Below are 23138 nucleotides of genomic sequence, written 5' to 3'. Positions count from 1 at the left end.
TCGATGTTCGACTCGACGTTCAAGACCAACATCTACTCGCTGTTCTGGCTGACCAAGGCAGCGGTGCCGCACCTCGAGCCGGGCTCCACCATCGTGACGACCGGTTCGATCCAGGCGTCGACGCCCTCGGCCGACAAGATCGACTACGCCGTGTCGAAGGGTGCGATCAAGCTCTTCACCGAGGCCGTCGCCCAGCAGCTCGCGTCGAAGGGCATCCGTGTGAACTCCGTCGCCCCCGGACCGGTGTGGACGCCGCTGCAGCCGGGCTCCGACGACGCCGAGACGGTGTCGCACTTCGGCGAGACCTCGCCGTTCGGCCGCCCCGGACAGCCGGCCGAGCTCGGTGCCGCGTACGTGCACCTGGTGAGCCCGGAGTCGAGCTACCAGTCAGGGTCGACGATCACGATCGCCGGCGGAACGCCCGCGTTCTGATCGGCGTCGTGACAGACGAAGGAGACCACGTGTCAGGAGTGACGCACACCGTGCTGGTCGAGTGGGACGGAGCGGACCGGTCGTCCGAGGCCGACGCCCTGTCGCGCGAGCACCTGCCGCGGATCGACGGTGTCGAGTCCGTGCAGTCGGGGACGAGCGTGAGCACCGAGGGGCTGGAGGGCGGGTTCCACTGGATGCTCGTGGTCCGGTTCCGCGATCGGGCAGCGCTCGCTGGGTACCTGCCGCACCCGGAGCACCGTCCGGTGGCCGAGTTCATCGGCGGGGCGAGTGCCCGGGTCGTGGTGTTCGACGTCGAGGACGCAGCCGCCAAGTAACGCTCTGGTTGCGATGGACGCCGGGGGGCCCGTTGCCCGTCGGGCGTCGACGTACGGTGGATTGCTCGACATCCGCCGTCGGAGGGAACAGACGATGCCCGGCAACCAGAACCCGCGCGTGCAGGACGGTACGAAGCCACTGCTGGACGACGGTGGCGGTCTTGTGAAGGGTGCCGTCCGGACCACCGGGATCATCATTGCGCTCATGGCATCGACTGTGCTGGCAGCATGCTCCGGAGCGCCGGTTTCGACGCCGACCCGGACCGTTATCGCGACCGCGACCGCGAGTGCCGTCGCGCCGCCGGAGCCGACGGCAGACACGAGCACGCCGACCCCCACCGCGACGGAGGCGGCGTTCAGCCTGTCGGACCCCGCCACCTGGACGATCTCGGCGGAGGAGGTCGGCCCGATCGCCCTCGGTGGCGAACTCCAGGGGGAGATCGACGACCTGTCTGCGGCCTACACCCGCAGCTCGGATGCGTGCCCGGCCAGCCCGGAGACTTCGTTCTGGGAGAGCGCCGATGCGCCTTGGCTCGCTGTCGTCCCGCGCGGCGGCAACGTGGCCGGTGTCGCCGTCGGCGGTCTGAGCCCGGAACCGGTGACGACGAACTCGCCCGAGACCGCAGCCGGGATCGGTGTCGGCACTGCGCTGGCCGAGGTGCAGTCCGCGTACCCGGACCTGCAGTACACGGGCACCTACGGCGAGCAACAAGGACCGTTCTCGCTGTGGAGTGTCCAGATCGGCGGAAGTTACATCACGTTCCAGCTCGGGGAGGACGGCGCGACGGTCGGCATGATCTGGGTGGGTGCGGTCGCCATGCCGCCGTACGAGTACTGCGCCTGACGGGCCGTCGTTACCGGCTGGGGGAATCGACACCCAGCAGGCCGAGGAGCGCGAGCGCGTCGGCATCGGGTGACCCGGGCGGGGCCGTGTAGAGGACGAGGTGCTGGTCCCGATCCGTCAACGCGAGGCTGTCGCAGTCGACCGTCACCGCCCCCACCGCCGGGTGGTCGAACGTCTTGGTGAGCACCGGTGTCGTCTGCACGTCGTGGCGATCCCACAGGCGCGCGAACACCGGGTTGCCGTCACGGAGTTCCTCGACGAGACCGACGACGTCAGGGTCGTCCGGGTACCGCGTTCGGCTCGTCCTAAGTTGCATGACGACGTGCCGCTGAAACTCGGCGCCGTCCGAGATTCCGTAGGGCCGAGCTGCCTGGTGGACGGCTTCGGTCGGGAAGGCGCGGCGGGCGAGGTTCCGGTCGGCCGGTGCGAGCAACGCGAAGTCCTCCATGAGCGCCGCCGCGAGGGGGTTCCAGGCGAGGACCTCGAAGCTGGCGGACAAGACGATCGCAGCGGTCTGCGGCAATCGTTCGACGAGCGCGAGGATGCTCGGGCGCACGTCACGCTGGACTCGGCCGACCTGCAACGGTGCCGTGCCGGACAAGGCGTGCAGGTGCTCCGACTCCGCCGATGTCAGCAGGAGCGATCCTGCAATTCCGGCGAGTACTTCTGCTGACGGGCGGGGCGCACGCCCCTGCTCGAGCCGGACGTAGTACTCCGTGGAGATGTGGGCGAGGACCGCTACTTCCTCACGGCGGAGGCCAGGCGTCCGGCGGCGCGACCCGGTCGGCAGTCCGACGTCCTCGGGGCGCAACCGCTCACGTCGTGAGCGGAGGAAGGCGGCGAGTTCCGGCTTGTCCATGACCCGAGTCTCCACCGGTTCCGGCCGGAGATCCTGGTACCGCTCGTACCTGTATCCGCACGCTCCCTCGGCGTGACGCTGAGCGCATGACGAACGACATCACATCCAACCCGATCGGCCTCTTGCCCGACAAGGTCATCCTCATCACCGGCGCGAGCCGCGGCATCGGCGCCGCGGCTGCTCGGCTCTTCGCGGATGAAGGCGCCCGTGTGGTCCTCGCTGCCCGCAGCGCCCACGCACTCGAGGGGATCGTCGCCGAAGTCCGTGCGGCCGGGGGCACGGCAGACGCTGTCGCACTCGACCTCGCGGACCCGGACAGCATCCGCGCGGCCGTCGAGCAGGTCGACGAGCTGCACGGCCGACTCGACGGGGCGTTCAACAACGGCGCCGCGATCCAGCAGCCCGGACCGCTCGACACCACCAGCGACGAGGACATCGATACCCAGTTCGCCGTGAACTTCCGCGGTCACTGGGTGGCGATGACCGCCGAGGCCGCGCTGATGCGTCGCTCCGGCGGCGGCGCGATCGTCAACACGTCGAGCATCGGCAGCCGCCGCGCGAACCCGGCGCTGCCGGCGTACGGCGCGATGAAGCGCGCACTGAACAGCATCACCGAGACGGCCGCGGTGACCTGGGCGCCCGAGCACATCCGGGTGAACGGGATCACGCCGGGTGGCACCGCGACCGAGATGATCGAAGCGTGGGAAGCGGCGACGCCTGGCGTCACCGCCCAGATCACCGCTTCGGTCCCACTCGGGCGGATGGCTGAGCCAGCGGAGGTCGCCGAGGTCGCCGCGTGGTTGCTCAGCGACCGCGCGGCGATGGTGACGGGGGCGATCGTTCCGGTCGACGGGGGTGCCGGGGCCTGACGCCCACCGCTACGCTGGAAGCACGACGGGCCGGCTACCGGAACGTCGCCAGCCAAAGGCCCCGCTTGCGGGGCCTTTGTTCGTGCACCCGTCAGTGCTGCTTCCGGCGGCGGACGGCCTGCAGTGCGACGACCGCGGCACCGATGACGGCGAGACCGCCGGCCCAGGGGAGCAGGTGCATCGCGTCCGACCCCGTGTAGGCGAGCTCCCCGGTGGTCACGGTCGGAGTGGCGACCGTGCCCGTGGGGGAGACGGCCAGAGCCGCGGTGGGCTGGACCACGACCGTGAAGGCGGTCGCGAACCCGCTCGAGGCGACCTCGAGGGAGTGCGTCGACGCCTCGGGGAACGTGACGTCGGTCGCGACCCACGGATCGCGGCTCGGCGTGATGACGTCGGAAGCGTGATCCGAGGTCACCGTGAACGGCACCGGGTAGCCGTCGGCGTCGTCGACCTCGTTGCCGAAGCGGTCGACCAGGTGGCCGCTGACGAGCAGGGTCCCGCCCTGGTCGATGGTGGGCTGGCCGCCCTCGAACCCGACCCCGAACCCGATGTACCCACCGTCGGGCTGACGGGTGGTCTCGTTCTCGAACGTCCAGACGGTGCCGTCGCGTTCGATGACCCAGCTGGTGGAGTGCGCGGTGAGGAAGGTGTCCTTGTCCTCGGCGGTGACCTCCACGCCGAGCGGTGCGGCGGCGTCGATCGTGATGTTGACGTACTGCGACGCGGTCGTGGTGCCGCTCGTCGCCACGATGCGGAACGCGTAGGTGCCGGAGTAGCGGGGTTTCCCGGAGAGCGCGCCGGTGGCGTGGTCCAGGGACAGGCCGTACGGCAGGTACCCGGACTCGTCACCGTCGTCCTCGCTCGCGTACGGATCGTCGAGCGAGTAGTAGGCGGCCGAGTACGTCGGTGCGGGGAAGCCCTCGGCGGCGAACGTGTGGGTGAAACGCTCACCTGCGACCGCGGAGAACGTGATCGGGTCGTCTTCGGTCGAGGCCTCCGGGAAGGCCGCCGCGTGCGTGACGACGGCCGTCGTGGTCGTCGCGGACTCGTCGGTGTCGCTGGTGATCGTGACGCTGATGGTCTTGCCGGCGTCCGCGGCAGCGACGACGTACGAGTCGGTGGTGGTCGGCAGGATTGCGTCGCCGCTGGCCCACGTGTAGGTCAGCTCGCCGGTGAAGTCGTGCCCGGTCGCCGTCAGGGTGCTGCCGACGGTCGCGTCCCCGGCGATCGTCACGGTCGGCGTCGCGGCCGGTTCTGCTGTGACGGGCGCGGTGGGATCGGGGGTCGCAGTCGCGGCCGGCGTGCTGACCGGCAGGGACGGTTCCGCGGTGGGATCAGCTGTCGCCTCGGCCGTCGGCGTGGACGTCGCCGCGGGAACCGGCGGAGCCGACTCGTCAGCGCCGTCGGCCGTGCTGTCAGTGCCCTGCGCCGGGGACGCGGTCGCGGTGCTCGTCGGCGCGACGGGCTGCTCGTCGGCGAAGGCGGTCGTGGCCGTCAACGCGCCGAAGCCGGTGCTCAGGCCGATGACGGCGATGGTCGCGCCGATCGCGCAGGCGCGTCGAAGTGTTGCAGTGCTGTGCTGCACGGGTGGTCCCCTCGGGTGTGCAGTCCGGCAGGAGACCGGACGTCTGAGATCGCCGGAAGCCGGCGCTCTCGGATCGTAGCCAACCTTGGAACGGGCTGAGGGCCACGTCGCGAGCATCCCCCACGAATTGGGGGCGAGTGCTCACTCCACCAACGACTGCGTTCCGAGCACGATCGCCAGCGCCAACCGCTCGGCGTCCACCGACCCGGGCACCGCCGTGTACGCCAGGATCCGCAGGTCCTCCGGCCCGACGACCAGGGTGTCGCAGTCGAGCGTGATGAGCCCGACGTCGGGGTGGTCGATCACCTTGCGGCGGGCCGTCTCGCCCAGCGCCGTTGCGCCCGAGTCCCACAGTTCGACGAACCGCGGGCTCGCCGCCCGCAGGTCCCGCACGAGCTGCTGCAACTGCCGGTCGAGCGGGTAGCGGGCCGCGGTCATCCGGAGTCCGGCCACCAGGTTCTCCTCGAACGCCGCCTGTTCCGCGGGCGTGTGCACGGCGCGGCTGCCGGCACCGACCAGGTGCCGCCAGGCGGTGTTGCGTTCGTTCCCACGCATCCCGCCGATCGGTCCCATCAGGGCTTCGTGCGGAGCGTTGGTCACGAGCAGGTTGCCGGCGGCGTCGAGCACCGCGACCGGGGTGTCCGCCAGCCGGTCGAGCAGCCGCTGCACGCTCGGCGGGATCCGCGACGGCACGACGTCCGCGCCCGGGGCCGCGTGCCCGGCGAGCCGGTACAGCAGCTCGCGTTCGGCGTCCGAGACCCGGAGGGCACGCGTCAGCGCCTCGACCACCTGGGCGGACGGCGACGTCGCGCGACCCTGCTCCAGGCGGGTCAGGTAGTCGGCGGAGATCCCCGCGAGGCCCGCGAGTTCCTCGCGCCGCAGCCCCGCTGCCCGACGTCGCGGCCCGACGGTCATGCCGGCGGCCGCGGGGGTGACGTGGTCGCGGAGCCGTCGCAGGGTGTGCCCGAAGTCCGTGTCCGCCATGCCACCAGTCTGCGCGCACGTCGCGGCCGCGTCCTGGCCCCAGCAGTCCTACGACAACCGGGCGACTCCCTGCCGACCGCGTCGAGCGTGACGCTGGACCCATGACAACGACACTCATCACCGGCGCCACCCGTGGCCTCGGCAAGGAAACCGCCCGCCAGCTCGTCGCAGCCGACCACACCGTCTGGATCGGCGCTCGCGACGCCGACCAGGGAGCGGCCGTCGCCGCCGAGATCGGCGCACGCTCCGTCCAGCTCGACGTCCGCGACGACGACTCGGTCGCCGCAGCCTTCGCGCACATCGACGCGAACGGCGGCCTGGACGTCCTGGTCAACAACGCCGGCATCGCGATCTGGGGTCTCAACGGACCGGACGCGCTCGCCGTGTTCGACACGAACGCCGTCGGGATCGTCCGCACGACCGAGGCCGCGTTGCCGATCCTGCGCCGGTCGACCAGCCCCCTCGTCGTCAACGTCGGCAGCGCGCTCGGCTCGTTCACGGCGGTCCACGACCCGGACAGCGCGGCGTCGACCGTGCAGGCCGCGGTCTACGGCGCGAGCAAGTCGGCCGTCTCGATGCTCACGGTGCAGTACGCCCGCATCGCACCCGAGGTGCGCTTCGTGGTCCTCGAGCCCGGCTACACGGCGACCGAGCTCGGTGGGGTGCCGAACCCGCACGGTCGCCCCGTCGAGGTGAGCGCGGCGACCGTCGCGGCCGCCGCGAGCGTGGGCCCGGAGGGCCCGACCGGCGTGTTCCTGGAGGACGGCCAGCCGCTCGGGTGGTGACGTCGTGACGGCCTGGAGGCTCGTGGCTGCGCCGCCACGGGCCTCCAGTCCGTCATCCGGTCGCGTCTACAGCAGCTGCCGCGCGTTGGTCGACGCGAGGTCCAGCAGCTCGTCGCCGCGACCGGACAGCACCGTGCGGATGGCGTAGAGCGTGAAGCCCTTCGCCTGCTCGAGCGTGACCGCCGGGGGCATCGACAGCTCCTGCCGGTTCGCGCGCACCGACACGAGCGCAGGGCCGTCGTGCGCGAGCGCTGCGGCCATCGCTTCTTCGAAGTCGTCGGAGACGTCGACCTTGAAGCCCTTGATGCCGATCGCCTCGGCGACCGCTGCGAAGTCGGGGTTCTGCAGCTCGGTGCCGTAGTTCACGAACCCGGCGGCCTTCATCTCGAGCTCGACGAAGTTCAGCGACGAGTTGTCGAACACGACGATCTTCACCGGCAGCTTGTTCTGCACGATCGTGATGAGCTCGCCGAGCAGCATCGTCAGCCCACCGTCGCCCGCGAGCGCGATCACCTGGCGGTCGGGGAACGCGGTCTGCGCGCCGATCGCCTGCGGAACGGCGTTCGCCATCGTGCCGTGCACGAACGAGCCGATCAGTCGACGCTTGCCGTTCATCGTGAGGTAGCGCGAGGCCCAGACCACGGGGGAGCCCACGTCGGGGATGAACACGGCGTCGTCGGCGGCGATCCGGTCGAGCACCCGGGCGACGTACTGCGGGTGCAGCGGCTTCTTCTTGCCGGCGGGGACGGCCAGGTCGTCGAGCTTCTCGCGGGTCTTCCGGTAGTGCTTCAGCGAGTCCTCGAGGTGCTTCGTCGGGTGCGAACCGGTCAGCAGCGGGATCAGTGCGAGGGCGGTGTCCTTGACGGTGCCGACCAGCCCGATGTCGACCGGGTGCCGCCGACCGAGCTGCGAGCCCCGGATGTCGACCTGCACGTGCTTCGCCCCGGCCGGGAAGAACTGCTGGTACGGGAAGTCGGTGCCGAGCATCAGCACGACGTCGGCATCCTCCATCGCGCGGTACCCGGACGCGAAGCCGAGCAGGCCCGTCATGCCGACGTCGTACGGGTTGTCCCACTCGATGTGCTCCTTGCCGCGCAGGGCGTGCACGATCGGGGCCTGCAGGCGCTCGGCCAGGGCGACGACCTCGTCGTGGGCACCGGCGACACCGGCCCCGGCGAGGATCGTGACCTTGTCGGCACCGTTGAGCAGTTCGGCGGTGCGCTGCAGCTCCGCGTCGCTCGGCACGATCCGCGGGCTCGTCCGCTCGATGCGGGTGGTGCGGTCGTCCTTCGCCTCGGCGAGCAGCACGTCACCGGGGATCACGAGCACGGCGACCCCGCGCTTCTCGACGGCCTCGCGCATCGCGATCTCGAGCAGGCGGGGCATCTGGGTCGGGTCCGCGACGTACTCGACGTAGACCGAGCACTCGCGGAACAGCTCCTGCGGGTGGGTCTCCTGGAAGTAGCCGGAGCCGATCTCGGCGGTGGGGATGTGCGCGGCGATCGCGAGGACCGGGACGCGCGACCGGTTGGCGTCGAACAGGCCGTTGATCAGGTGCAGGTTGCCGGGACCGCAGCTGCCGGCGCAGACCGCGAGCTCACCGGTCAGTTCGGCCTCGGCGCTCGCGGCGAACGCGGCGGCCTCCTCGTGGCGGACGTGCTCCCACCGGATCGTGCCGTCCTTGCGCAGCGCATCGGTGAAGCCGTTGAGGGAGTCCCCCGGCAGGCCGTAGACGCGGGTGACGTCGTTCTTGCGGAGGGTGGCGACGATGTTCTCGGCAACGGTTGGCATGCCTCCTGTCTACTCGACGGCGGCTGCGCTGAGTGCTTTCGGAGCTTTGCCCGCCCAGCGCACCCGGGGCCGTCCGGCTGGTGCTGCGACGATGGCCGGATGACCGACGACGCGCCGCTCCTCCGCCCCCACCGACGGGAGCCCGCCGCGTACGGGATCCTGGAGCGCTCGCCGTACCCGCTCGTCTCGGTGGCGATCGCCGTCATCGCGGTCGTGGTGATCACGCTGGTGGGGTTCACCCTCGGCACCGTGGACATCGGGCTCTCGAAGGCCCTCAACGCCCTGCACACCGGGGTCATCGGGGCGTTCACCACGGCGGTCTACCACGTGATCAGTCCTGCGCCGGCGATCGGGATCACGGTCGTCGTCGTCGCCGTGATCTGGTGGCGCACCCGTGACCTCCGCCCGGCGCTGGCGTTCGGCGGCACGATCGCGATCACGTGGGTGCCGTCCGCGGTCGTGAAGGAGATCGTGCACCGTGCGCGGCCCGACGTCGCCGTGCTGCCGCACCCGTTCCCGGTGCAGCCGGACCCGGGGTACCCGAGTGGGCACACCGTCTACATCACGGCGTTCGTCATCGCCCTGATCTGGCTGCTCCGCGAGACCCGGTGGCACCGGCTCGCGCTGACGCTCGGGGTGGTCGCCATCGTGATCGTGTTCTTCGCGGTGTCGATCGACGCGGTGCACTACCCGACCGACGCGGCCGCCTCGATCCTGTGGGCACTGGCGGTCGCGCCGGGCGTGCGGGTGGTGTGGGTCGACTGGGTGATGCCGCGGATCCCGTTGCTGCGTCCGGCGCGAGCGGCCTGATCGGTGGGATCGATGTGATCGGCGTGAGGCGGCTCACGGCCTGAGCGACAGTTCTCGGACGCGGGAGCGCGTGGACTGTCGCTCAGCCCGGAACTCAGGCCGTCCGACGACCCCGAGCGGCGAGCAGCGCCACGACGGCCACCACGGCGGCCGCGAGCATCACGATCGCGAGGGGAGCCGCCGTGGCCGAGCCGCCGATGCTGACCAGCGGCGACACGAGTGCCGCCAGCCCGAACTGCAGCGCACCGAGCACCGCCGAGGCACTGCCGGCCGCGGCGGGGACCGCTCCGAGTGCCAGCGCCGTCGCGTTGCCGAGCACGAGGCCGAGCGAACCGACCGCGGTGAAGAGCGGCACCGCGAGGAAGAACACGGGCGCGCCGGTCACCACGAGCAGCGCGAACGCGACCGTGGAGGCGAGGACGAGCACGATGCCGAGCGACAGCACGCCCGTCACCGAACGCGTCTCGGTGAGCTTCGCGGACAGGATGCTCACGCCCATCAGCGCGAGCGCGTTCAGGCCGAACGCCAGCCCGTACCCGACGGTGCCGAGCCCGATCATGTCCTGGTACAGGAACGGCGACGCCGAGATGTACGCCATCATCACGGCGAACGCGAAGCCGAACACCGCGGTGTAGCCGAGGAACGTGCGGGAGCGCAGCGCGCGGAGCGGCGAACCGGAGCCCTTGCGCTCCTCGCGCAGCACGTCACGGTGGGCCTTCAGGTGGGTCTCACGGATGACCGCGAGCACGGCGACGAGCATGACGACCGACAGGCCGAGCACGATCGACAGCAGGCCGCGCCACCCGATCGGGCCGGTGAGCAGGCCACCGAGGAGCGGCGCCACGACGGGGGCGACCCCGCCGACGATCATCATGAGCGAGAACGCGCGGGCGGCGGGCTTGCCGGTCGCCAGGTCCGAGATCACCGCACGGCTGATCACCATGCCGGCCGCACCGCCGAGTCCCTGCAGCAGACGTGCCGCGATCAGGACGCCGATGTTCGGCGCGAGGACGGCGGCGATGCTGGCGAGCACGCAGAGGGCAGCACCGGCGATGAGCGGCGGCACGCGGCCGAACCGGTCGGACAGCGGGCCGAACACGAGCTGCCCCGCGGTCACGCCGACGAGGAACGCGGTGAGCGTGAGCTGCACGGTGGTGGCGCTCGCGGCCAGCTCCGTGGTCATCTGCGGGAACGCCGGCAGGTAGAGGTCGGTGGCGAAGGGTGCGACGGCGCTGAGCAGGCCGAGCACGAGCAACAGGGCGGTCGTGATGCCCTGCTGCTGGGTCGTGGGTGTCGCGACGTGCGCGCGGACGGAGCCGGTGTTCGTGGTCATTGTTATGAAAGCATAACTCATTGGCGGACGCCGGTACAGTACGGCCATGCACTCCGCGGTGTCCGACAACCTGCTCGCCGAGTTCGCGGACGCCGTCCTCCGCATCTCGCGTGAGATCGACCCCCACGGCGCGACGGCGCTCGACATCGTGCCCCTGACCGGCACCGAGGCCCTCGTCATGCGGTGGGTGGCGCGCAACCCCGGGACATCGCCGAGTGCGACCGCCGACGCGACCGCCCTCAAGCGGAGCAACCTCAGCGTCGCGCTGCGCGCCCTGGCGGACAAGGGCATGGTCGAGCGTCGGCAGGACCCCCACGACGCGCGCACCGTGCAGCTGCACGCCACCGCGTTGGCGGGGGAGAGCATCGAGCGGTTGCACGCGCACTGGGCGGGGAAGCTCCGGCAGGCCCTCGGCGGGGACGAACGCGGCGCGGCCGAGGGGCTCGCGCTGCTGGAGCGGCTGGACGAGGGACTGCGCGGACGCTAGCCCTGCGCCTCATCAGCCCTGCGCCTCGTCAGTCCTGCGCCCCGTCGGTCCTGCGCGTCGTCAGCCCTGCGCCTCGTCGTCCTCGATCGGCAGGAGGCGGCGTGCGCCGTGGCCCTCGTCGCCGAGCGCGTCGCCGGGGTTCACGACCGAGCACGCACCGAGCGAGACGCACCCACACCCGATGCACTGCGTCATCTCCTGCTGCAGCCGCTCGAGTTCGAGCTGGCGGGCCCGGAGCCGTGCACGCCACCGTTCGTTCAGCCGGTTCCAGTCGCGCAGGGACGGCATCCGGTCAGCGGGCAGCGCCTCGAACTGCTCGGCGACCTCCCCCAGCGGGATCCCCAGCCGTTTCGCGACCTGGATGATCGCGATCCGACGCTCGACGTGCCGCGGGTACATGCGGGTGCCGCCGTCGGTGCGTTCCGGGTGGATGAGGCCCTTGCGCTCGTAGAAGTGCAGGGCCGAGGCCGCGACCCCGGTGCGTCGGACGATCTCGCCGATGGGCAGCAGATCGGTCGGTCTCGGCAGCGGGATCTCGACCATGGTCGAGATCCTACGTGTGCACCGCCCGACGGATGAGCTCGGCGACCGCGGCCTCGTTGGCGTCGGAGAACTCCGGCGAGATCGCCCACGACGTCGGCCAGAACGCCCCCTCGTCGAGCGCTGCCGAGTCCTGGAAGCCGAGCGTCGAGTACCGGGCGCCGAACTTCGCCGCGTCCTGGAAGAAGAACACCGCCTTGCCGTTCCGTGCGTAGGCGGGCATGCCGCACCAGAGCGTCGGCGCGAGCTCGGGCGCGACCTCGAGCGCGATGCGGTGGATGCGCTCCGCGAGCGCGCGGTCCGGCTCGGGCATCGCGGCGATCTTCTCCTCGACCGCCGCTGCGTCCGCCGCCGCCTTCTCGGCCTTCGTGCCCTTCGTGCTGCGGGTGCGCTTCACCTCGGCCGCGTGCTCGTGCATCGCCGCGCGTTCCTCGTCGGTGAAGGTGCCCTCGGTCTTCGTCGTCCGTGCCATGGTCGTGCCCATTCCGTGTCGGTGTGGCCATCATGCATCCGGGGTGCGCGTCGACGCTTCTCCGATCGTGCTCGAGTGCCAGGCTCGGACCATGACCTACATCGCCAGCGACGACCGCTACGACTCGATGACGTACCGCCGCACCGGCCACTCGGGCCTCGACCTGCCGCTGCTCTCCCTGGGGTACTGGCACAACTTCGGCGACGACGTGCCCTTCGAGGACCAGCGGGCGATCAGCCGCCGGGCGTTCGACCTCGGCATCACGCACCACGACCTCGCGAACAACTACGGCCCGCCCTACGGCGCCGCCGAGGTGAACTTCGGGCGGCTCGTGCGCGAGGACTTCCGTCCGTACCGCGACGAGATGATCGTGTCCACGAAGGCCGGGTGGGACATGTGGCCCGGACCGTACGGCCAGGGCGGCGGTTCGCGGAAGTACGTGCTCGCGTCCCTGGACCAGTCGCTGCAGCGGACCGGGCTCGACTACTTCGACGTCTTCTACTCGCACCGACTCGACGCGTCCACCCCGCTCGAGGAGACGATGGGCGCCCTGCACACCGCCGTCCAGCAGGGCAAGGCGCTGTACGTCGGGATCTCGTCCTACGACGCCGAGCGCAGCCGGCATGCGGTCGAGATCCTCCGCGACCTCGGCACCCCGCTCCTCATCCACCAGCCCTCGTACTCGATGCTCAACCGCTGGATCGAGACCGAGGGTCTGCTCGACGCGGCCGGGGAGCTCGGGTTCGGCGTCATCGGGTTCACCGCGCTCGCGCAGGGGCTGCTCACCGGCAAGTACCTCGACGGCGTGCCGGCGGACTCGCGCGCCGCCGCCGGCAAGTCCCTCGACGCGTCGAGCATCACGCCCGAGGTCGTCGAGCACCTCCGGGCGCTGAACGACGTGGCCGCCGCGCGTGGACAGTCCCTGGCGCAACTGGCCCTGGCGTGGGCGCTCCGCGACGAACGCGTGACGTCGCTCGTGATCGGGGCATCACGGGTGTCCCAGCTGGAGGACAACGTCGCCGCGCTCGCGAACACGTCGTTCACCGACGACGAGCTCCGCACCATCGACGAGCACTCCGTCGGCATCACCGACGTCGACCTGTGGGCGGGGGCGCGCTCGGGGCAGGTCTCCTGAGCCGTCCACTCAGTACGCGCGGGCGGCCACCCGGCCACGGAGCCGCTCGCGCGTGAGTGCGGGCAGGGCGAACCCCGTGTCACGTTCGAGCAGGTGCGTGCCCGGCGCCACGATGGCGTCCACCGCGTCGAGCAGCCCGTCGTCCAGGACGATCTCGGAGGCCTGGACGTAGGCGTCGACGTGCGAGACGGTCCGCGGGCCGACGACGACGGACGACACGTCCGGGTGGGTCAGGGCGAAGGCGACGGCGAGTTCGGACACCGTGTACCCGGACTCGTCGGCGAGCCGTCCGAGTCGATCGGCGACCTCGAGCTTCCGACGGTTCCGCGGTGACCCGATGTCGTAGACCTCCGGGTGCTCGTCGGCCAGCGGCGACCGCGGCTGCACGGTGCCGCTCCGGTAGGTGCCCGACAACCAGCCACCGGCGAGGGGTGCGCCGGCGAGCACGCCGAGGCCGAACCGTCGGGCGACGGGGAACACCGTGCGCTCGGCGGTGCGCGTCAGGATCGAGTACGGCACGTGCGTCGCGGTCGCGCTCTTCGACCCGGACCGGAGCCACTGCGCCTCGACGAGTTCCTCGGCCGGGAACCCGGGGATCCCGAAGGCGCGGATCTTGCCCTGCGCCACCAGGTCGGCGAGGGCGTCGAGGGTCTCGTCGAGCGACGTCGTCGGGTCCGGGTGCGCCGGCTGGTACAGGTCGATGACGTCGGTGCCGAGCCGCTCCAGGCTCCGCTCCACCGCGCGGAACATCCACCGCCGACCGTTGCCGCGGTGCGCGGGGTCCCGGTCGACCGGGTCGCCGAAGCGCACGGACAGGAAGACGTCCTCCCGCCGTCCGGCGATCGCCGCACCGACGGTGCTCTCGGCGAGTCCGGCCCCGTCGGCGTCGGACACGTCGACCGCCGTCACGCCACGACCGAGCGCTTCGAGCACCAGGGTCACGGCCGCCGAGGGGTCGTGGCCCGCGACGCTCGCGACGGCGCGCGTCCCGAGCGTCAGCGAACTGATCGGCGCCCCCGTGCGCCCCATCCGTCGCTGTTCCATGCGCGCCACGATATGGGCGCGGAGCGGCGACCGGGCGAGGGTGACGAACGGTTACCGGGGGCCCCGCACGGACCCTTGGTACCCTGGACGCAGTTCCACCAACACGCAGTGTGTATCTACCGGCTGCCGGCTCCCCGGCGGACAACGGCGGCACCCGATGGGTCCGCCCCCACCGAACCGGGCCGGGCCGAGAAGGCACACCACCCCCATGCTCCAAGCACGTTCCACGGCGTCCGCCGCCGACCGCGACTCCTCACTGGTCGCCCTCGCCGGACGCTGGTACTTCCCCGTGGCGTTCATCGCCCGGCTCCCCTTCGCGATGATGGTCGTCGGGGTCCTGACGCTCGTGGTCGCCGCGCGTGACTCCGTGGCGCTCGGCGGCGTCAACTCCGCTTCGGTCGGCATCGGCGCTGCCGTCTTCGGCCCGATGGTCGGTGCGGCAGCGGACCGCTTCGGCCAGCGTGCCGTGCTGGTCCCCGTCGGCCTGCTGAACGCGGCGCTGCTCGGCGCGTTCCCGTTCGTCGTGAACGGCACCGCGCCCGACGTCGCGGTCCTCGCGATGGCCTTCTGCATCGGTGCGTCAGCGCCACAGGTCGCGCCGATGTCCCGTACCCGGCTCGTCGCGATCGTGCGGCAGCGGATGGCACCGCACCGGCGCGAGAAGGTCCTGAGCGGGACGATGGCGTACGAGTCGGCCGCCGACGAGACCGTCTTCATCATCGGACCGTTCCTGGTCGGGATCCTCGCCAGCGCGATCGCCCCGTGGGTCGCCGTCGCGGGTGCCTCGGCCCTGACCTTCGTCTTCGCGACGGCCTTCGCCCTGCACCCGACCGGCAAGCTCGTCCTCGGGCAGCACGCCGAGCGCGAGCAGGCACCGGCACGGCAGCTCCTCCGCCCGCGGCTCGTCGTGGTCGTGGTGGGGATCCTCGGCGTCGGCCTGTTCTTCGGCTCGACACTCACCTCGCTGACGGCGTTCATGGAGACCCACGGCGAGGCGTCCCAGGCGGGGCTGCTCTACGGCCTGATGGGCATCGGCTCCGCGGGCCTCGCGCTCGGTTCGGCGGCGTTCCCGCGGGCCTTCGGCATCGGCTGGCGCTGGCTCGTGTTCGGCGTGGTCCTGCTCGGCGGTGCGGTCGCGTTCTCGCAGGCGCAGTCCGTGCTGGCCGTGGGCGTGGTCCTCGCGATCATGGGCATCGGCATCGGGCCGACCCTCGTCGCGCAGTACAGCCTCGGGTCCGACCGGTCGCCCGTGGGGCGCTCGGCGACGACCATGACGATCCTCGGGTCCGCGGTGATCGTCGGGCAGTCGATCGCCTCCGCGATCACCGGCGACCTCGCGGAGCAGCACGGCACCGCAGCCGCGATGCTGCTGCCCGCGGCCTCGGCGGCGGTCGTCGTGCTGGCGGCGGTCGTGAACCTGCTGCTGCCGCGTCGCGTCCCGACCGCCTGAGCGTCTCAGGACTCCGTGTCGTCGACGAGCAGGTCCTCGTGCCGGTAGTCGCCGGACCGCAGCCCGGCCCGGGCGATCATGTGCGTCGAGACCGGCACCAGGAACAGCTGGAACACCAGGACGGGCAGCACGACCCACAGTGACGTCCAGGTCCACGACGCCACCACGATCGCAGCCAGGGACAGCGCCAACCCGAGCACCTGCGGCTTCGCCATCGCGTGCAGACGGACGAGCGGGTCGGGGAAGCGCACGATGCCGACGGCGGCACCGAGCGACAGGACCGACCCGACGAGCAGCAGCCCGAGGGCGATCCACGCGCGCACACCGGCGGCGTCGAGGAAGGACTGGATCATCTCGGTCACGGCTGCTCCTCTTCCACGGCGTGCTCCGGGGTGGTCGCGTCGCTGCCCTCGTCGGAGGGGTCCGACGACGGTGTGACGGCCCGGGCGACGGCCACGGTGGCGAACACGCTCGTCGCGGCGATCACCACGAGCACGGGCACCCCGGTCAGGTCACGCCGCACCACCATCGACGCCGCGATGACGACGAGCACCGAGGTCAGCACCATGTCGGAGCCGATCATCCGGTCGAGGATCGTCGGCCCGCGCACGATCCGCCCGACGGCCAGCGCGAGCGTCGTCCCGAGCAGGGCCAGGACGAGGGCGATGCCGATCCCCATCACGACGACCGCGGCGCTCACCGGACGACCTCCGGCAGCGGCTCGGACAGCTCCGAGACGTCCTGCTTCGAGCCGAGCGCACGGATCACCATCGCCTCGATCCGGAGCACGACCCGGCGCTCCTGTTCGACCTGCTCGAGCCGCTCGGTGTCGAGCACGTGCAGCAGCAGGCGCCGACGGCGGAGGTCGACGTCCGCCACGTAGGAGCCGGGCACGAGCGACACCGCGAGCGTGGCGAGCGTGAAGGTCATCTCCGAGGTGCTGTGCATCTGCACCAGGACGATCGAGCTCCGTCGGACGCCCCTCGGCCGGAAGGCGACCCAGGCGACCCGGAACGAGGCAGTGATCACGAGTCCGGACCACACGACCAGGAACCAGATCGCGTGCGGGACCGAGAAGCGTGCCGACAGGGGGACCGGTGGGAGCGGCAGGGCCTGCGTGACGAGCAGCGCGACGACGATGCCGCACAGCAGCGTCAGCGGCGTCCACGACCCCCAGAGCAGCGCCCACAGCACGGTGAGCCCGGCGACGAGCGGGACGTCGTAGCGCCACGCCACCGCGATGCGACGCGCGTTCGTGATCCGTCGGGTGTCATCGGTCATCGCGCATCACCTCCGAGGACGGCCTGCACGTAGCGGTCGGGGGACTCGAGGGACTCGGCCGCGCGGGTGGCGTACCCGTACAGCGGACCGGCGACGACGGTCAGGGCGACGGATCCGAGGACGGCGACCGTCGTCACGCCGACGAGCATCTTGGGCAGTCGCGTCCGCGACGGCGCCTCGCCTGCCACGTCGGCTGCGCCGGTGGTCGGACGGGAGGCCCTGCTCGCGTGGGGTGCGTCGGTGACCGTCACCGAGCCTCCAGGGTGGAAGGCCTCACCCGTCTCCTCGGAGACGGTCAGGGGCGCCGGTTCCGGCGACCGCAGGTGCGCGTGCGGCTCGGCGGTCGTCGCGTGCGGCGCCGCGGCCTCGGCCGCCGGCTTCGGCCGCCAGAAGGCTGCATCCCAGACGCGCATCAGCGCGTAGAGCGTGAGCAGCGAGGTGACGACACCGGCACCGATCGTCACGTAGGCCATCGGGGAGCCGTCCTCGGCGGCGGCCCGGAACAGGCCGAGCTTGCCGATGAACCCGGAGAACGGCGGGATCCCGCCCAGGTTGAACGCGGGGATCAGGTACAGCGCCGCCAAGAGCGGCGCGGCTTTCAGCAACCCGCCGAGCGATCTCGTCGAGGTCGTCCCGCCGACGCGTTCCATCAGTCCCGACACCAGGAACAGCGTGGTCTGCACGACGATGTGGTGCACCGTGTAGAACACCGCGGCCGCCGTGCCCGCGACGGTCCCGAGCCCGACGCCCATCACCATGAAGCCGATGTGGCTGATGAGCGTGAAGGACAGCAGTCGTTTCACGTCGGTCTGGGACACGGCGCCGAGCACCCCGACGAGCATCGTCAGCGCGGCCACCACGAGCAGCACGGTGTTGAGCTGCGGCCTCGGGAAGATCACCGTCTCGAGACGGATGATCGCGTAGATACCGACCTTCGTCAGCAGGCCCGCGAACACCGCGGTGACCGGTGCGGGGGCCGTCGGGTAGGAGTCCGGCAGCCAGAAGGCCAGGGGGAACACCGCTGCCTTGATGCCGAAGCCGATCAGCAGCATCGTGTGCAGGAGCAGCTGGACGTGCTCGGGCAGACCGGCGACGCGCTCGCTGATCTGCGCGATGTTCACGGTGCCGGTCGCCCCGTACACCAGGCCGATCGCGGCGAGGAAGATCGCCGACGCGATGAGGCTCGTGACGATGTACGTGGTGCCGGCCCGGACGCGCTGCTCGCTGCCGCCGAGGGTGATGAGCACGTAGCTCGCCACGAGCAGCATCTCGAACGCGACGTAGAGGTTGAAGAGGTCGCCGGCGATGAACGAGTCGAGCACACCGGCGGCGAGCACGAGGTAGGTCGGGTAGAAGATCGTGACCGGGGCGTCCTCGTCGTCGGCCGCCAGACCCTGGCCGATCGAGAAGAGCAGGACGAGCAGCAGCACGCTCGCGCTCACGGTCAGGAGCAGGGCGCTCAACCGGTCGACCACGAGCGAGATGCCGTACGGAGCGTCCCATCCGCCGACCTGCACGACGATGGTGCCGTGCCGGTCGACGAGCACCATCAGGGTGGCGGCGACGGCGAGCGCCACGACGAGGACCACGACGGTGATCGCACGCTGGAGCTTCTGGTGCCGGAGCAGCCCGAGGGCGACCGCGGCGCCGAGCAGCGGGACGAGCACGAGGAGCGGGACGAGCCAGGTCATCGGGTCGCCTCCTGTTCTGCGTCGGTGACGGTTTCCGGGTCCTCGTCGGCCGGCTCGTCGCGTTCCCGGCCGATCGCGACGTCGGCCTCGTCGACCTCGACCTCGTCGGCGCGGGACAGCTGCCAGGAGCGGTGGATGAGTGCCAGCAGGAACGCACTGACCGCGAAGGTGATGACGATGGCGGTCAGGGCGAAGGCCTGGGGGAGCGGATCCGTGATGCCGTCGGCGGACTTGCCGATCGGGGGGTTGCCTGCCGCGCCCGACATGACCAGCAGCAGCAGGTTCAGGGCGTTGCCGAGCAGCAGGAACCCGAGCAGCATCCGGGTCAGGGAGCGTTCGAGCAGCAGGTAGACGCCGCAGGAGAACAGCACCGCCATCGCGATGACGAGGACGAGGGTGACGGTCATGTGGCGCTCCCTTCCGGGGTGGGTGCCTCGAGGGTGTCGCGGACGGACCCCTCGGTGGTGTCGCGGGTGGGCGTCGAGGCGTCCTCGAGGCGCTGCCGGTCGACCTCGGCGCCGAGACTGCGGAGGACGTCGAGCACGAGGCCGACGACGACCAGGTAGACGCCGATGTCGAAGAACGTGGCGGTGACGAACTCGACGTGCCCGAGGACCGGGACGGTGGCCTCGAAGAACTCGGAGTAGAGCGCTTCGCGGCCGAAGAACAGCGGCACGATGGCCGTGATCGCTGCCGTGGCGACACCCAGCCCGAGCAGGCGACCGGCACGAACCGGGGCTGCGGCGCCGAGCTCGGCCGGGCCACCGGCGAGGTACCGTGCGGCGAGGGCGATGCCGGCGACCAGGCCACCGGCGAAGCCACCACCCGCCGCGTTGTGCCCGGCGAACAGCAGGTACACCGACAGCACGATGAGGCCGTGGAACAGCAGCCGGACGACCACGTCGAGCAGTGCCGACCGGCCGGTCGGGATCGCGGCGCTCGTCGGGAGCCAGGCACGGGGCTCGCCGTCGGTGCGGCCACCCTCGGCCGTCAGGGTCTCCGGCAGGTCGCGGAGTCGGGGCAACGTGTCCTCGCGGGAGTTCACGAAGATCAGGCTCGCGACACCGGTGGCCGCGGCGACGACCACGGTGAGTTCGCCGAGGGTGTCCCAGCCGCGCAGGTCGACCAGGGCGACGTTCACGACGTTGAGGCCGTGTCCGAACGAGCTCGTCAGCGCGGGCAGGTCCGGCCAGATGGGCTCGGCGGTGCGCGCTGAGGCGGCCACGATGACGACGATGGCCAGGGTGAGTCCGGCGAGTCCGGCGAACAGCGCGCGCACGACACGGAACCGCGACGGGTTGGTCGTGGCGATGCGCGGTGGCAGGCGACGGAGCACCAGGACGAAGGCGATGAGGGTGACGGTCTCGACGACGAGCTGGGTGAGCGCGAGGTCGACCGCGCCGTGCAGCACGAACAGGACGGACATGCCGTAGCCGGTCACACCGACGAGGACCGCCGCGGCGAACCGGGTCTTCGCGGTGAGGACCGCGACCGCGGCGATCGACATCACGACGACGACGGGGATCTGGCCCCACGAGTCGGCGAACCGGACGTGGAACGCCCACGGGCCACCGACGACGAGGTTCGCGATCGCGCCGGCGACGAACACCGACAGGATCACGGTGAGGTAGTACGGCAGGGAGCCCCGCTGGACCCCGGCCGTGAGTCCCGTCGCGACCCGGTCGAGCCCGCGCATCAGGCGGCGGTAGATGCCCGACGCGCTCGGGGACCCGGCGAGCCGGTGCTGGAGCGCCTCGACCGGTCGGCGCAGGGCGAACAGTGCGAGTCCACCGACGAGCGTCACGGCGGACAGCCCGAGCGCCGGCTCGAGGCCGTGCCAGAGCGCGAGGTGCGGGACCGCCTGCCCGGACAGTGCTGCCGCCGTCGCCGCGGGCTCGATGCCGTGCGCGACGACCGGGGTGAGGAGGCCGAGCGCGAGGCCGGTCAGTGCGAGGACCGACGGCACGACCCCGAGGCCGTGCAGGGCGTGGGGCTCGGTCTGGGCGACGCCGGGCTTCCGCGCGAAGGCGCCCCAGAGGAACCGGAGCGAGTAGGCGACGGTGAGCACCGACCCGACGGTCACGCCCACGAGCGCGAACCAGGCCCATCCGGCGTCCGGCCCGTGCAGGGACTCGATGAAGCCGGTCAGGACGGCTTCCTTCGCCACGAAGCCGATCGTCGGGGGGATGCCCGCCATCGACAGGAGCGCGAGCACCGCGACGACGGCGAGCCACGGGGACCTGCGCCCGAGACCGCTGAGGCGCGCGAGGTCGCGGGTGCCGGTCGTGTGGTCGATCGCGCCGACGACCAGGAACAGCGTCGACTTGAACGCGGCGTGGGCGACGAGGAGTGCGACGCCGCCGAGTGCGACGGCCGGGGCGCCCCAGCCGGCTGCGAGCACGAGGAACCCGAGCTGCGCGACGGTGCCGTAGGCGAGCAGGAGCTTGAGGTCGGTCTGCCGGAGCGCCCGGTAGCCGCCGATGAGCATCCCGAGCACGCCGAGCATCGTGATGGTCTCGCGCCAGCCGTCGAGCAACGCGAAGGCCGGGGCGAGCCGGGCGACGAGGTAGATGCCGGCCTTCACCATCGCGGCGGCGTGCAGGTACGCGCTCACCGGGGTCGGGGCGGCCATGGCGGCGGGAAGCCAGAAGTGGAACGGCACGATGGCCGACTTGGTCAGTGCGCCGAGCAGCACCAGCACCACCGAGACGGACACGATCGTCCCCGTCGGCGGGTCGGCCACGATGCCGGAGAGCGAGGTCGTCCCCGCCGCGACCGAGAGCATCACGAGCCCGGCGAGCATCGCCAGGCCGCCGGCGGTGGTGACGACGAGTGCCTGCATCGCGGCTGCGCGGCTGGCCCGCTTGTCCGCGTCGTGCCCGATCAACAGGTAGGAGAAGACCGTCGTGGCCTCCCACAGCACGAAGAGCACGATGACGTCGTCGGCGACCACCAGGCCGTACATCGAGCCGGCGAACGCGGTCAGCACGCCGGCGAACCGACCGATGCCGGGTTCCTCGCGGCCGAAGTACGAGGCGCAGTAGACGAGCACGAGCGCACCGACGACGGACACCACGAGGGAGAGCACCCACGACAGGGCGTCCATCCGCAGCGCGATCTCGAGGTCGAGCTGGGGGACCCACCGGTGCCGCTCCACGACGCCGCCGTGCAGCGCCGCGTCCGTCTGCAGCACCGTCAGTACGGCGGCCGCTGCGGGAGCGAGGGCCGCCACGTAGAACACGCGGCGGCCGAGGACGGGGGTCAGGGCGGGGACGATCAGGGCGACGATCGCGAACGCGACGAGGACGATGACCATCGGGCACCTCCTCGGGGTCGGGCTGCAGTCCGGCTCACTGGGCCCTCACAGCCTACGGAGCGCGCGATGTACGGAACCTGAGTAGGCGGACAGGCGACCCGACCGCGGATCAGACCGTCAGCACCACTCTGCCCGCAGCACCGTCGGCCTGTCCGGCCCACGCGGACTCGACGTCCGCCATGCGCACGGCCGAGGCGTCGACCCGCACCGTGCCGTCCGCGATCGCACCGACGATGCCCGGGAGCTCGGCGACGAAACCGGCGCGGCCGACCGAACCCTGACCGCTGCCGACGATGGTCAGCCCGGACGCCCGGAGCGCGGCGGACGGGATGGCGGCTTCGTGGCCCGCGGTCGAGCCGATCGCGATCCAGTCGAGCCGGCGGCCCCGGTCGCGACGGGCCGTGACGAGCGCCTGCATGACGTCCGCAGCGGGCTGGCCCCAGACGTAGTCGATGACGACGTCCACGTCCGACGCTGCCGCTCCGATCGCCTCGACGTCGCCGAGCGGGACGACGACGTCGGCACCGATGCCCGTCAGTGCCTGCAGTCGAGCGGGGTTCCGTCCGCTCGCGACGACGTGGACGGCACCGAGGTGCTTCGCGACCTGCACGGCCGCGGTGCCCGACGCTCCGGTGGCGCCGAGCACGAGGACGCGGCTGCCCGGTTCGAACGTGATCCGGCGGCGCAGTGCGACCCACGAGGACAGCACCGGGTTCACGCCGGCCGCGATCGTCACCGGGTCGGCGCCGTCGGGCAGCACGACGCTCGCACGAGGGTCGACCGCGACGCGCTCGGCCATCGTGCCGCGGGTGTCACCGGCGACGGCGACGTAGCGGAGCGTCCCGTCCGAGAACCGTGCGACCCCGTCGACGCCGGGCACGAGGGGGAGCGCACCCTCGCTCGTGTAGTGGGAGCCGTCGGCCTGCGACCGGACGCGCGGGTGGAGTCCGGCGGCGACGACGTCGACCACGACCTCGTCCGGAGTCGGGGTGGGGTCGTCGAACTCCTGCCAGGTCGGAGCGTGGCCGAACTCGGTGACGACTGCTGCCTGCATGGTGTCCTCCAATTGCTTCGTGTTGCGAACCAAACTAGTTC

Annotated in this window: 24 protein-coding genes; 9 read left to right on the top strand and 15 right to left on the bottom strand. The window is 71.5% G+C overall.

The features are described 5' to 3' along the window. The 3 genes from EDF19_RS00225 to EDF19_RS00215 form a co-directional block, all read left to right on the top strand. Nucleotides 1–432: SDR family oxidoreductase (locus EDF19_RS00225; protein ID WP_123678970.1), on the top strand; the 432-nt coding region annotated here is incomplete at its 5' end. Between the two features lie 29 nt (nt 433–461). Then, nucleotides 462–767 carry a Dabb family protein gene (locus EDF19_RS18895; protein ID WP_165901138.1) on the top strand — a complete coding sequence of 102 codons (306 nt, stop codon included), beginning with the start codon at nt 462–464 and terminating at the stop codon, nt 765–767. A gap of 94 nt (nt 768–861) precedes the next feature. Beyond that, complete coding sequence (locus EDF19_RS00215) at nt 862–1611, top strand: hypothetical protein (protein WP_123294592.1); 750 nt, start codon at nt 862–864, stop codon at nt 1609–1611. 10 nt (nt 1612–1621) lie between these two features. Here the strand turns inward: EDF19_RS00215 and EDF19_RS00210 are convergent, their stop codons facing one another. Beyond that, a complete protein-coding gene (locus EDF19_RS00210) occupies nt 1622–2470 on the bottom strand; it encodes a helix-turn-helix transcriptional regulator (RefSeq protein WP_123294637.1) in 849 nt (282 codons plus the stop codon). A gap of 86 nt (nt 2471–2556) precedes the next feature. On the opposite strand from EDF19_RS00210, the gene EDF19_RS00205 reads away from it, so the two are divergent. Then, nucleotides 2557–3339 carry an SDR family NAD(P)-dependent oxidoreductase gene (locus tag EDF19_RS00205; protein WP_123294593.1) on the top strand — a complete coding sequence of 261 codons (783 nt, stop codon included), beginning with the start codon at nt 2557–2559 and terminating at the stop codon, nt 3337–3339. A gap of 91 nt (nt 3340–3430) precedes the next feature. Here EDF19_RS00205 and EDF19_RS00200 read toward each other — a convergent pair whose 3' ends face one another. Then, a complete protein-coding gene (locus EDF19_RS00200; protein ID WP_185021091.1) occupies nt 3431–4924 on the bottom strand; it encodes a putative Ig domain-containing protein in 1494 nt (497 codons plus the stop codon). 141 nt (nt 4925–5065) lie between these two features. Beyond that, complete coding sequence (locus EDF19_RS00195) at nt 5066–5908, bottom strand: helix-turn-helix transcriptional regulator (RefSeq protein WP_123294595.1); 843 nt, start codon at nt 5906–5908, stop codon at nt 5066–5068. A gap of 101 nt (nt 5909–6009) precedes the next feature. Here EDF19_RS00195 and EDF19_RS00190 point away from each other — a divergent pair, with 101 nt between their 5' ends. After that, on the top strand, nt 6010–6693 hold the full coding sequence (locus EDF19_RS00190; protein WP_123294596.1) for an SDR family NAD(P)-dependent oxidoreductase: 684 nt from the start codon (nt 6010–6012) through the stop codon (nt 6691–6693). 66 nt (nt 6694–6759) lie between these two features. On the opposite strand, the gene poxB is transcribed toward EDF19_RS00190, so the two are convergent. Then, nucleotides 6760–8484: a ubiquinone-dependent pyruvate dehydrogenase gene (poxB, locus tag EDF19_RS00185; RefSeq protein WP_123678964.1), complete on the bottom strand. Its 1725-nt coding sequence runs from the start codon at nt 8482–8484 to the stop codon at nt 6760–6762. Between the two features lie 99 nt (nt 8485–8583). On the opposite strand from poxB, the gene EDF19_RS00180 reads away from it, so the two are divergent. After that, entirely contained in the window at nt 8584–9294 is a 711-nt protein-coding gene (locus EDF19_RS00180) for a phosphatase PAP2 family protein (protein ID WP_123678963.1), read from the top strand. 94 nt (nt 9295–9388) lie between these two features. On the opposite strand, the gene EDF19_RS00175 is transcribed toward EDF19_RS00180, so the two are convergent. Then, nucleotides 9389–10627, bottom strand: a complete 1239-nt coding sequence (locus EDF19_RS00175; RefSeq protein ID WP_123678962.1) for a multidrug effflux MFS transporter — start codon at nt 10625–10627, stop codon at nt 9389–9391. Nucleotides 10628–10673: 46 nt separating this feature from the next. On the opposite strand from EDF19_RS00175, the gene EDF19_RS00170 reads away from it, so the two are divergent. Then, nucleotides 10674–11114, top strand: coding sequence for a MarR family winged helix-turn-helix transcriptional regulator (locus tag EDF19_RS00170; RefSeq protein WP_260216804.1), 441 nt, complete (start codon nt 10674–10676; stop codon nt 11112–11114). Between the two features lie 60 nt (nt 11115–11174). Here EDF19_RS00170 and soxR read toward each other — a convergent pair whose 3' ends face one another. Together soxR and EDF19_RS00160 are read right to left on the bottom strand one after the other, a co-directional pair. After that, nucleotides 11175–11657, bottom strand: coding sequence for a redox-sensitive transcriptional activator SoxR (soxR, locus tag EDF19_RS00165; RefSeq protein ID WP_123678961.1), 483 nt, complete (start codon nt 11655–11657; stop codon nt 11175–11177). A gap of 10 nt (nt 11658–11667) precedes the next feature. Further along, complete coding sequence (locus EDF19_RS00160) at nt 11668–12126, bottom strand: iron chaperone (protein ID WP_221180590.1); 459 nt, start codon at nt 12124–12126, stop codon at nt 11668–11670. A 91-nt stretch (nt 12127–12217) separates the two neighbouring features. On the opposite strand from EDF19_RS00160, the gene mgrA reads away from it, so the two are divergent. Further along, nucleotides 12218–13261: an L-glyceraldehyde 3-phosphate reductase gene (gene mgrA / locus EDF19_RS00155; RefSeq protein ID WP_123678959.1), complete on the top strand. Its 1044-nt coding sequence runs from the start codon at nt 12218–12220 to the stop codon at nt 13259–13261. A 9-nt stretch (nt 13262–13270) separates the two neighbouring features. On the opposite strand, the gene EDF19_RS00150 is transcribed toward mgrA, so the two are convergent. Continuing rightward, nucleotides 13271–14305, bottom strand: a complete 1035-nt coding sequence (locus tag EDF19_RS00150; protein WP_123678958.1) for an aldo/keto reductase — start codon at nt 14303–14305, stop codon at nt 13271–13273. Nucleotides 14306–14513: 208 nt separating this feature from the next. Between EDF19_RS00150 and EDF19_RS00145 the strand changes: the two genes are divergently transcribed. Continuing rightward, entirely contained in the window at nt 14514–15755 is a 1242-nt protein-coding gene (locus EDF19_RS00145; protein ID WP_123678957.1) for an MFS transporter, read from the top strand. Nucleotides 15756–15760: 5 nt separating this feature from the next. Here the strand turns inward: EDF19_RS00145 and mnhG are convergent, their stop codons facing one another. The 7 genes from mnhG to EDF19_RS00110 form a co-directional block, all read right to left on the bottom strand. After that, the gene (gene mnhG, locus EDF19_RS00140; RefSeq protein ID WP_260216808.1) at nt 15761–16108 is read right to left on the bottom strand and encodes a monovalent cation/H(+) antiporter subunit G; all 348 of its coding nucleotides are present in this window, start codon (nt 16106–16108) and stop codon (nt 15761–15763) included. A 5-nt stretch (nt 16109–16113) separates the two neighbouring features. Next, complete coding sequence (locus EDF19_RS00135; RefSeq protein WP_185022595.1) at nt 16114–16455, bottom strand: sodium:proton antiporter; 342 nt, start codon at nt 16453–16455, stop codon at nt 16114–16116. After that, complete coding sequence (locus tag EDF19_RS00130; protein ID WP_123678955.1) at nt 16452–17036, bottom strand: Na+/H+ antiporter subunit E; 585 nt, start codon at nt 17034–17036, stop codon at nt 16452–16454. Before EDF19_RS00130 ends, EDF19_RS00135 begins: the two co-directional genes overlap by 4 nt. Further along, a complete protein-coding gene (locus EDF19_RS00125) occupies nt 17033–18727 on the bottom strand; it encodes a Na+/H+ antiporter subunit D (protein WP_123678954.1) in 1695 nt (564 codons plus the stop codon). The genes EDF19_RS00130 and EDF19_RS00125 overlap by 4 nt, the downstream gene beginning before the upstream one ends. Then, on the bottom strand, nt 18724–19134 hold the full coding sequence (locus EDF19_RS00120; protein ID WP_123678953.1) for a Na(+)/H(+) antiporter subunit C: 411 nt from the start codon (nt 19132–19134) through the stop codon (nt 18724–18726). Before EDF19_RS00120 ends, EDF19_RS00125 begins: the two co-directional genes overlap by 4 nt. Next, nucleotides 19131–22043: a Na+/H+ antiporter subunit A gene (locus EDF19_RS00115; protein WP_123678952.1), complete on the bottom strand. Its 2913-nt coding sequence runs from the start codon at nt 22041–22043 to the stop codon at nt 19131–19133. The genes EDF19_RS00120 and EDF19_RS00115 overlap by 4 nt, the downstream gene beginning before the upstream one ends. A gap of 109 nt (nt 22044–22152) precedes the next feature. Next, the gene (locus EDF19_RS00110) at nt 22153–23097 is read right to left on the bottom strand and encodes a zinc-binding alcohol dehydrogenase family protein (RefSeq protein ID WP_123678968.1); all 945 of its coding nucleotides are present in this window, start codon (nt 23095–23097) and stop codon (nt 22153–22155) included. Nucleotides 23098–23138 lie beyond the last annotated feature (41 nt).

The organism is Curtobacterium sp. PhB115, from assembly GCF_003752025.1.
GTDB lineage: Bacteria > Actinomycetota > Actinomycetes > Actinomycetales > Microbacteriaceae > Curtobacterium.
Note: the sequence above shows the minus strand (reverse complement) of the source record. Positions and strands in the feature narration are given on the sequence as shown.

Coding starts and splice junctions, on each gene's coding strand:
- EDF19_RS00215 (WP_123294592.1), top strand. CDS start 862: ATGCCCGGCAACCAGAACCCGCGCGTGCAGGACGGTACGAAGCCACTG.
- EDF19_RS00210 (WP_123294637.1), bottom strand. CDS start 2,470: ATGGACAAGCCGGAACTCGCCGCCTTCCTCCGCTCACGACGTGAGCGG.
- EDF19_RS00205 (WP_123294593.1), top strand. CDS start 2,557: ATGACGAACGACATCACATCCAACCCGATCGGCCTCTTGCCCGACAAG.
- EDF19_RS00195 (WP_123294595.1), bottom strand. CDS start 5,908: ATGGCGGACACGGACTTCGGGCACACCCTGCGACGGCTCCGCGACCAC.
- EDF19_RS00190 (WP_123294596.1), top strand. CDS start 6,010: ATGACAACGACACTCATCACCGGCGCCACCCGTGGCCTCGGCAAGGAA.
- poxB (WP_123678964.1), bottom strand. CDS start 8,484: ATGCCAACCGTTGCCGAGAACATCGTCGCCACCCTCCGCAAGAACGAC.
- EDF19_RS00180 (WP_123678963.1), top strand. CDS start 8,584: ATGACCGACGACGCGCCGCTCCTCCGCCCCCACCGACGGGAGCCCGCC.
- EDF19_RS00175 (WP_123678962.1), bottom strand. CDS start 10,627: ATGACCACGAACACCGGCTCCGTCCGCGCGCACGTCGCGACACCCACG.
- EDF19_RS00170 (WP_260216804.1), top strand. CDS start 10,674: ATGCACTCCGCGGTGTCCGACAACCTGCTCGCCGAGTTCGCGGACGCC.
- soxR (WP_123678961.1), bottom strand. CDS start 11,657: ATGGTCGAGATCCCGCTGCCGAGACCGACCGATCTGCTGCCCATCGGC.
- EDF19_RS00160 (WP_221180590.1), bottom strand. CDS start 12,126: ATGGCACGGACGACGAAGACCGAGGGCACCTTCACCGACGAGGAACGC.
- mgrA (WP_123678959.1), top strand. CDS start 12,218: ATGACCTACATCGCCAGCGACGACCGCTACGACTCGATGACGTACCGC.
- EDF19_RS00150 (WP_123678958.1), bottom strand. CDS start 14,305: ATGGAACAGCGACGGATGGGGCGCACGGGGGCGCCGATCAGTTCGCTG.
- EDF19_RS00145 (WP_123678957.1), top strand. CDS start 14,514: ATGCTCCAAGCACGTTCCACGGCGTCCGCCGCCGACCGCGACTCCTCA.
- mnhG (WP_260216808.1), bottom strand. CDS start 16,108: ATGATCCAGTCCTTCCTCGACGCCGCCGGTGTGCGCGCGTGGATCGCC.
- EDF19_RS00130 (WP_123678955.1), bottom strand. CDS start 17,036: ATGACCGATGACACCCGACGGATCACGAACGCGCGTCGCATCGCGGTG.
- EDF19_RS00125 (WP_123678954.1), bottom strand. CDS start 18,727: ATGACCTGGCTCGTCCCGCTCCTCGTGCTCGTCCCGCTGCTCGGCGCC.
- EDF19_RS00120 (WP_123678953.1), bottom strand. CDS start 19,134: ATGACCGTCACCCTCGTCCTCGTCATCGCGATGGCGGTGCTGTTCTCC.
- EDF19_RS00115 (WP_123678952.1), bottom strand. CDS start 22,043: ATGGTCATCGTCCTCGTCGCGTTCGCGATCGTCGCCCTGATCGTCCCC.
- EDF19_RS00110 (WP_123678968.1), bottom strand. CDS start 23,097: ATGCAGGCAGCAGTCGTCACCGAGTTCGGCCACGCTCCGACCTGGCAG.